The sequence below is a fragment of the Rhodanobacter sp. L36 genome (assembly GCF_009765755.1).
Lineage (GTDB): Bacteria > Pseudomonadota > Gammaproteobacteria > Xanthomonadales > Rhodanobacteraceae > Rhodanobacter.
Genome location: NZ_LMUV01000011.1, coordinates 1,618,102 through 1,625,285 on the forward strand (window position 1 = coordinate 1,618,102; position 7,184 = coordinate 1,625,285).

Consider the following 7,184-nt stretch of genomic DNA (forward strand, 5'->3'; position numbering starts at 1 on the left):
GATGGCCCGTATGCGTCTGCCGCGCACTCTCTCGACACGGCTGCATGTCAGCCGGCGCATCGTGCTCTATGCATTGCTGGTGTTGCTGGTGCTGGTATTCCTGCCCCTGGTGGTTGCCAGCAGCCGCTGGACGCACGCGCCGCGCATCGACCTCACCACCGATCAGCTGTACACGTTGACGCCCGGCACCACGCAGATCGTCGACTCGCTGCAGCGGCCTTTGCGGCTTACGCTTTATTTTTCCGACCACGCCACGCGCGATCTTCCGCAACTGCGCAGCTATGAGCAGCGGGTGCGCGAGATGTTGCAGGAAATCGTTGCACGCTCGCGTGGTCACGTTCGCCTGCAGATCATCGACCCGGTGCCTTACTCCGATGATGAGGCCAGCGCGGAAGGCAACGGGCTCACACCTGCCAGCGGCGGCAGCAACGGCGAGCGGGTCTTTTTCGGTCTCGCTGGGGGCGCGATGTCGAGCCTGGTCGATAGCGATCCCGGTGACGAGCGCGCGCCGGAAAAGACGCTGGCCATTCCCTTCTTCGATCCATCGCGCGAAGCATTTCTCGAATACGACGTCGCCAAGCTGTTGTACGAATTGAACCAGACGAACAAGCCGGCGATCGGTGTCATCAGTTCGCTGCAGGTCGATGGCAACAGCGTGCTTGGCGAACAGCCGTGGACCGTGATGCAGCAGCTCGGGCAGTTGTTCGACATACGAAAGATCGACCAGGCGACGCTCTCGCACATCGATGACAGCATCAAGGTGCTGCTGCTCATCCATCCACGCGCGTTGACCGACAACGCGCAGTACGCCATTGACCAGTACGTGTTGCGCGGCGGGCGTCTGGTGGTGTTCGTCGATCCGGACGCGGAGCTCGACAATACGCCTTACGACGCTGCCAGCGGTCCGGTGCCCGATCACAGTTCGGATCTTCCGCGTCTCTTCGCAGCATGGGGCGTGGCTTACGATCCGCACAAGGTCGTGCTCGACCGCGCGCTGTCGCTGCCGATCGAATTATCCGGCAACAGTCTCAATCATCCGGCCGTGCTCGGGTTGGGCACGCAGGAACTCAACCGCGATGACGTGGTGACTGCGAGCTTGCAGCGCATCAACATTTCCACGGCGGGTTATTTCGATCTCACGCCGAACGCGCACACGCGATTGTTTCCGCTCCTGCAGAGCAGCACCGAGGCCGAAGTGGTTCCGGCAGAACGGGTGATGTCATCGAGCAACGATCCCACCGCCTTGCTGCAGGGTTACAAGGCGGACAACGCACACTACGTGCTGGCGGCGCGATTGCGCGGACCGTTCGTCAGCGCTTTCGACGAGCGCGCGAAGGAGCCAGGACATCTGGCCGAATCCGTGCCGAACGCGGAAGTGATCCTGCTTGCCGATACCGACCTGCTCAGCGATCGCATGTGGGTCGAGCCGCAATCGGTTTTCGGGCAGACGATGATGCAGCCCTTCGCCAGCAACGGCGATTTCGTGGCGAACCTTGCAGACAACCTCAGCGGTTCGTCCGCGCTGCTGTCGATTCGCGGGCGATCGACATCGCAGCGGCCTTTCACGCGCGTCGATGCGTTGCGCAATGTAGCCGACCAGAAATTCCACCAGAAGGAACAGGAGCTGGAGCAGCAGCTCGCCGAAACGCGCAGGCGGCTCGACGAACTGCAGCCGGTCAAGGGCAGTCAGGCGAATACGGCGTCGGTCGAACAGCGCCACGAGATCGAGCAGTTCCGCCAGCGTCAGCTCGCGATCAACAAGGAGCTGCGGGACGTGCAGCACCAGCTCAATGGCGAGATCGATGCGCTCGGCTTCCGCATCAAGTTCATCAACATCGTGCTGGTGCCGGCGCTGGTGATCCTGCTTGGACTGATTTACGGCTGGCGCCGAAGTCGTCGCAGCCGGCAACGCACGTGATGGCGGCAATCTGCCGCAAGGCCGCGCACGACCGCGGCGCTAAGCTTGCTCGCCGCCATCCGCGGCCTGCGCGATCGGGATCGCGGGTGCATTGACGTGATGGCAACGCTGTTGAAATGGGTAGTGCCGTGGGAGTTCTCGTGGATTTTCCTCGCGATCTTCGCGTCCACCTGCGTGCTGTATCTGCGCGGCAGTCGTCGGCTGAAAGTGAGCGGCAGTCGCCGGCTGGTGTTCTGGCTCGGCATGGCGATCATCTACCTGTCGCTGCAGACGTACCTTGATTACTTCGCCGAGCATGAATTCTTCATGCATCGCATCCAGCAGTTGCTGCTGCATCACCTGACGCCGTTGCTGATCGTTACTTCGTATCCGGCGAGCGTGCTGCGCGCGGGATTGCCGCTGGCCTGGCGCGTGCACGGGCTGCGACCGTTGCAGCGGTCCTGGCCATGGCGGCTCGTGACCGGTGTCATTCTCAATCCGGTTGTCGCCACCGTGCTCTTCATCGTGTTCGTGCTGATCTGGCTGGTGCCACCGTTGCAGACGATGGCGATGCTCGACTGGCGCGTGTATCGCTTCATGAACTGGACGATGCTGATCAGCGGTTTCGCCTATTGGTCGCTGGTGCTCGATCACCGGCCGCATCCGCCGGGTCGGATGACCGCCGGTCTGCGCGTGCTGTCGCCGGCCGTGACGATGACACCGCAGATCGTCGCCGGGGCCATCGTCACGTTCTCGAAGGCCGATCTGTATCCGATCTTTGAAATCTGCGGACGCGCTTTCACGTTCAACGTGCTGACCGGGCAGCTGATCGGCGGCGTGATTACCTGGGTGCCCGCGGCGTTGATCGAATCGATCGGTGGACTGATGGCGTTGCGCCAATGGTTGCGCCTGTCGCGCAGTGGCCGTTTGCCGAAGCGGGCAACGCGTTTGCCGATATCGCGCCGAGCAGCTGCCGCGCCGGCACAAGCCCGACGTTGATCAATCCATCAGTGGCCGGCGTTCGTATCGTCATCCACGGTGTTGGCCGGACGCGCGACGAAATCGATAACGGCCGTGCTGCCATCACCGAACTTGAGCGCGAGCTTGACGGTATCGCCGGGCTTTATCGGATGCACCGCCTTCATCAGCATCAAGTGGTAACCGGCCGGCGCCAGCACGGCGTTGCCATGGGCCGGAATCGGTAATGCGTCGACCATCGTCATGCGGCTCATGCCGCCGGTGGTCGAACTCTGGTGCAGCATCACTTCGGTGTACGCGGGGCTGCTCGCGCCGGTCAGCGAGACGACGCGATCGCTATCGTTTTGCAGCGTGACGTACGCACCGGCAGGCAGGTCGCCGGGCAGCACGCGTATCCACCCGTGGCTGGCGTGGATGTGCTGCGCATCGTTGGCATGCACGGTCGCGCACGACAGGGCGCATATCAGCACAACGCAGAGACAACGAACATTCATGGCTTGGTCCCGGTATCGAGCAGCAAGTGAAGATCGTGGACAAGATCGTCCTGCGATGCGGACGGCGTGGCGAGCGCGCGCGCGCGGCCATCGCGGTCGAACAGATAGATGGCCGAACTGTGGCTGACCTCATAGCTGCCGTCGCTGCTCGCCGGCTCGCGCGTGAAGGCCGATCGATAACGTTTGCTCAACGCCTCGATGGCGCGCGCGTCGCCGGTCAGGCCGGTCGCATGCGCATCGAATGCGCTGACGTAGGCGCGCATCACCGCTGGTGTATCGCGCGCCGGATCCACGCTGACGAACAAAATGCGCGCGCCATCGGCCAGCGGACCTAGCCGTTCCATCACCACGTGCAGATGGGCCAGCGTGAGCGGGCAGACATCGGGGCAATGCGTGTAGCCGAAATACAGCAGCACCACTTTGCCGTGATAGTCGGCGCCAGTGACAGCCTGGCCGGCATCGTCGGTGAGTGCGAAATCGAGATCGGGCATGTGGCCGCTGACGTCGGTAAGTCGCAACGGCAATGGCTCGTTGCGCTGGCAGCCGCCCAGCAGCAGGCCGACGATCAGCGCAAAGGCAAGCAACCATGCGTGGCGAAGCTTCATGCGAGAATCCGGAGTCTTCATCCGATCAAGCATACGACAGTGGTCGCAGCGCGGCCTTCGTGAACCGAGGATTTTGGCGATGATGCGACAACTTGTCAGCACGCGGTCGGCCTTGCTCGTCGGCCTTGCCGGCGGCAGCGCGGTGCTGCTGGGTGCGTTCGGTGCGCATGCGTTGCACGCAACGCTTCAGGCGCATACCGATGGGGTCGAGCTGTGGCGTACCGCGATGAGTTACCACCTCTGGCATGCGCTGGCGTTGGTGTTGGGTGTCGCACTGGGCCGTGGTCGCAGTGGACGCATCGCCGTTGTCGCGTTCGTGCTGGGCATCCTGCTGTTCAGCGGCAGCTTGTATGGGTTGGCGCTTGGCGCGCCGCGCTGGACGGGCATCATCACGCCGTTCGGCGGCTTGGCTTTCATCATCGGCTGGATCGCCCTGGGACTGTCGCTTCGTTCGCAGGATTGAGTCCACGCGTCATCCGCGTGTCATGCCACGGCGTCAGCATGTCGGCCATGAACACCCCATCGATCCAACGCAAACTTCGTCCGCTCGCAGCTGCCGGCATGCTGGTGGCGTTGGCGATCGTGGTGGCGAATGGCTTTGGTTTGTCACGCGCACGCGCCGTGACCAGTCGATCCGAGTCGACGTTCAACACGCTGGTGCGATGGAAGGACGCCAGTCACGACTGGCTGCTGGTTGCCGACGACAAGGCCAATCAGCTCACTGTCTACGACGCGAACGACGGTCGCCTTCTGCATACACTGGATCGCACCACCGGCTTCGGTGAAGTCGCGGCGCTGGCGCAGCGCGACGGACAACTCTTCGTTGTCGAAGACAGCGGCAGGCTCGACCCGATCCAACTGCCGCAGTTGCAGCTGATCGCATCCAGCGATCGCTGAGTAGCGTCCGCTACAAAGCCAGCGGCGCGATCACATGCAGAACGATGTCGGCGCTGAAATGCGCGACCATCGCGTGTTCGAGTCCGTACTTCCAGAACAGCCAGCCAAAGACCGAACCGACCAGCGCGTTGAGCAGGATGATTCGCAGAACCGGCCACGTCGCGTGAGCCATGCCGCTCGCAAATGCTGCCGGCAAATGACCCGCACCGAAGAGCAGCGCTGCCAGAATGATCGCGACGACAAACATCCACGACGTGGCAATGCGCCCGTTGCATCGTGCAATCAGCCATACCAGAACGCTGATCAGCCCCAGTCTGAACTCGGTCTCTTCCACGATGCCGCCGTAGAACGATGCGAGGAAACCGCGACCGGCGTTGGCAAGAGCTTGACGGCCATGTTGCGGCATTTCGCTGGACCCGGACAACGACAGGCCAAGCACAATCGCACCCGCAATGAAGCCGAGAAAAATGGTCCATGCCCAGCGCGAGTGCATGGATGACGATCGCCGCTCGATTCGTGAGCGAAGCCACGGTGCGTCCAGCCCGTAGGACGATCCGAGATACAGGCCAAGCCATCCAACAAGCCAGCAAAGCACCGCGGTCTGCGCGGTCTGTGCTGCTATGACCACGGACAGCGGAACAGGGATGTGCGCCAGTTTCTGCGACATCATCGCAACCAGATAGGGCATCAGCGCAAGCGTGGCCAGCATGGCTGCAGCGCCCAGCAGCAGCGCAATTTTCAGGTTGGCATGGCGCGCGGGCAGCGCCGGTGGCAGGACGGACATGGCAAGCGCTCCCGAATACCTTCGTGGTCAGCGTGGTCGTTTGAGATAAAACATCATCGGTTGCCCCGGATAAGTGCAGACCGCGCTGACCAGTTCCCAGCCATTCGCGCCTTCGCGATTGAGCGACGCGATGGCTTCGTCGTCGTCGGGTGTCACCGTGAGTTTCAATCCGCCGCCACCGTGCTTGAGCGTGATCACCTTGTATTCCCAGTTCACAGCCATGGTTCGCTCCTCGATGTTTCAGTTGTCGTCATCGTCCGTTACCGGCTCGCTCTTGCCGGGCTTCAGTCGCCCGGCCTTGCGCAGCGCGTCGCGCAGCACGTATTCGATGTGCGCGTTGACGCTGCGCAGTTCGTCGTCGGACCAGCGCTGCATCGCGTCGAGCACGGCAGCGCTGATGCGCAATGGATAGGCTTTTTTCTCGGCGGCCATGCGTTCTCAGTGGCGCCGGCTATGCCAGACGCCACCGGCAATGAAGGCGACGAAGATGATGATGAGCACGGCAATCATGGGGTCACCTCAACCGTTGTAGAGCGTGCCGGTATTCACCACCGGCTGCGTGCCGCGTTCACCGCAGAGCACCACGAGCAGGTTGCTGACCATGGCCGCCTTGCGCTCTTCGTCGAGCTGAACCACGCCGCGCTTGGCCAGCTGATCCAGCGCCATTTCAACCATGCTGACCGCGCCTTCGACGATCTTGGTACGTGCCGCGATGATCGCGCCGGCTTGTTGACGTTGCAGCATTGCCTGGGCGATTTCCTGCGCGTACGCGAGATGGCTGATGCGCGCCTCGATCACTTCCACGCCGGCCTTGCCGAGGCGTGTGTGAATCTCGTCGCGCAGGTGCGAGTTGATCACGTCGCCGTGGCTGCGCAACGAAGGGACGCCTTCCTCGTGCGAATCGTAGGGATAGCTTTGCGCCATCTGCCGCAGCGCCGATTCGGTCTGGATGTGCACGTAGTTTTCGTAGTCGTCGACGCAGAACACCGCTTCGGCCGTGTCGATCACCTGCCAAACCACCACGGCCGCGATTTCGATCGGGTTGCCGTCGCTGTCGTTGACCTTCAGTTTGCCGCTTTCGAAGTTGCGCATGCGCAGCGAGAGGCGCTGCTTGCTGTAGAACGGGTTGGTCCAGCGCAGGCCTTCCTTGCGCGCGGTACCGGCGTACTTGCCGAACAGCTGCAGCACCTGGCCTTCGTTCGGCGCGACCTGGAAAAAACCTTTCAGCATGAACACCACGGCTGCGTGGATCACCACGCCGACCGCGCCGTAGGTCGCCATCCTGTCGATGCCTGCGTGGTAATAGAGCGCCGCGCCGGCGATCGCCAGCAGCAGCAGAAACAACAGAAACGGAATACCGGAAATCGAAAAACCTTCGCGCTCGTTCATGACCATCGTCTCCCCGTGTGTGAGCAAATTAGATATCAAAAAGATATCATATGCAATAGGGTGGTTTCCGCGTGGCCACATCTACAATTCACTCCTTTGCTTGGAGAGCCTGATGAAGCCGTTCGGTACGCCGCATTCCC

10 protein-coding genes are annotated in these 7,184 nt (G+C 62.2%); 4 read left to right on the plus strand and 6 right to left on the minus strand.

All coding sequences use genetic code 11. The annotated features are described in order from the left end of the window. The first annotated feature begins 1 nt into the window (after position 1). Positions 2-1,918 (plus strand): Gldg family protein, encoded by a 1,917-nt coding sequence (locus GSQ73_RS17095; RefSeq protein WP_158886129.1) that lies wholly within the window; start codon positions 2-4, stop codon positions 1,916-1,918. Positions 1,919-2,014: 96 nt separating this feature from the next. Beyond that, complete coding sequence (locus GSQ73_RS17100) at positions 2,015-2,896, plus strand: cytochrome c oxidase assembly protein (RefSeq protein ID WP_158886605.1); 882 nt, start codon at positions 2,015-2,017, stop codon at positions 2,894-2,896. Between the two features lie 8 nt (positions 2,897-2,904). Here GSQ73_RS17100 and GSQ73_RS17105 read toward each other — a convergent pair whose 3' ends face one another. Both GSQ73_RS17105 and GSQ73_RS17110 read right to left on the minus strand, forming a co-directional pair. Beyond that, on the minus strand, positions 2,905-3,369 hold the full coding sequence (locus GSQ73_RS17105) for a copper chaperone PCu(A)C (RefSeq protein ID WP_158886131.1): 465 nt from the start codon (positions 3,367-3,369) through the stop codon (positions 2,905-2,907). After that, complete coding sequence (locus GSQ73_RS17110) at positions 3,366-3,974, minus strand: SCO family protein (protein WP_158886133.1); 609 nt, start codon at positions 3,972-3,974, stop codon at positions 3,366-3,368. Before GSQ73_RS17110 ends, GSQ73_RS17105 begins: the two co-directional genes overlap by 4 nt. An 82-nt stretch (positions 3,975-4,056) precedes the next feature. On the opposite strand from GSQ73_RS17110, the gene GSQ73_RS17115 reads away from it, so the two are divergent. Together GSQ73_RS17115 and GSQ73_RS17120 are read left to right on the plus strand one after the other, a co-directional pair. Further along, the gene (locus tag GSQ73_RS17115) at positions 4,057-4,437 is read left to right on the plus strand and encodes a DUF423 domain-containing protein (RefSeq protein WP_158886607.1); all 381 of its coding nucleotides are present in this window, start codon (positions 4,057-4,059) and stop codon (positions 4,435-4,437) included. 47 nt (positions 4,438-4,484) lie between these two features. Further along, positions 4,485-4,871, plus strand: a complete 387-nt coding sequence (locus GSQ73_RS17120; protein ID WP_158886135.1) for a hypothetical protein — start codon at positions 4,485-4,487, stop codon at positions 4,869-4,871. Positions 4,872-4,881: 10 nt separating this feature from the next. Here the strand turns inward: GSQ73_RS17120 and GSQ73_RS17125 are convergent, their stop codons facing one another. The 4 genes from GSQ73_RS17125 to GSQ73_RS17140 form a co-directional block, all read right to left on the minus strand. Continuing rightward, complete coding sequence (locus GSQ73_RS17125; protein ID WP_158886137.1) at positions 4,882-5,655, minus strand: CPBP family glutamic-type intramembrane protease; 774 nt, start codon at positions 5,653-5,655, stop codon at positions 4,882-4,884. A gap of 27 nt (positions 5,656-5,682) precedes the next feature. Next, positions 5,683-5,877 carry a DUF4177 domain-containing protein gene (locus GSQ73_RS17130; RefSeq protein ID WP_158886139.1) on the minus strand — a complete coding sequence of 65 codons (195 nt, stop codon included), beginning with the start codon at positions 5,875-5,877 and terminating at the stop codon, positions 5,683-5,685. A gap of 18 nt (positions 5,878-5,895) precedes the next feature. Next, positions 5,896-6,087 (minus strand): Arc family DNA binding domain-containing protein, encoded by a 192-nt coding sequence (locus GSQ73_RS17135; protein ID WP_158886141.1) that lies wholly within the window; start codon positions 6,085-6,087, stop codon positions 5,896-5,898. 87 nt (positions 6,088-6,174) lie between these two features. Further along, positions 6,175-7,044 carry an SPFH domain-containing protein gene (locus GSQ73_RS17140; protein WP_158886143.1) on the minus strand — a complete coding sequence of 290 codons (870 nt, stop codon included), beginning with the start codon at positions 7,042-7,044 and terminating at the stop codon, positions 6,175-6,177. Positions 7,045-7,184: the final 140 nt, after the last annotated feature.

Coding starts and splice junctions, on each gene's coding strand:
- GSQ73_RS17110 (WP_158886133.1), bottom strand. CDS start 3,974: ATGAAGCTTCGCCACGCATGGTTGCTTGCCTTTGCGCTGATCGTCGGC.
- GSQ73_RS17140 (WP_158886143.1), bottom strand. CDS start 7,044: ATGAACGAGCGCGAAGGTTTTTCGATTTCCGGTATTCCGTTTCTGTTG.
- GSQ73_RS17125 (WP_158886137.1), bottom strand. CDS start 5,655: ATGTCCGTCCTGCCACCGGCGCTGCCCGCGCGCCATGCCAACCTGAAA.
- GSQ73_RS17120 (WP_158886135.1), top strand. CDS start 4,485: ATGAACACCCCATCGATCCAACGCAAACTTCGTCCGCTCGCAGCTGCC.
- GSQ73_RS17135 (WP_158886141.1), bottom strand. CDS start 6,087: ATGGCCGCCGAGAAAAAAGCCTATCCATTGCGCATCAGCGCTGCCGTG.
- GSQ73_RS17095 (WP_158886129.1), top strand. CDS start 2: ATGGCCCGTATGCGTCTGCCGCGCACTCTCTCGACACGGCTGCATGTC.
- GSQ73_RS17105 (WP_158886131.1), bottom strand. CDS start 3,369: ATGAATGTTCGTTGTCTCTGCGTTGTGCTGATATGCGCCCTGTCGTGC.
- GSQ73_RS17130 (WP_158886139.1), bottom strand. CDS start 5,877: ATGGCTGTGAACTGGGAATACAAGGTGATCACGCTCAAGCACGGTGGC.
- GSQ73_RS17115 (WP_158886607.1), top strand. CDS start 4,057: ATGCGACAACTTGTCAGCACGCGGTCGGCCTTGCTCGTCGGCCTTGCC.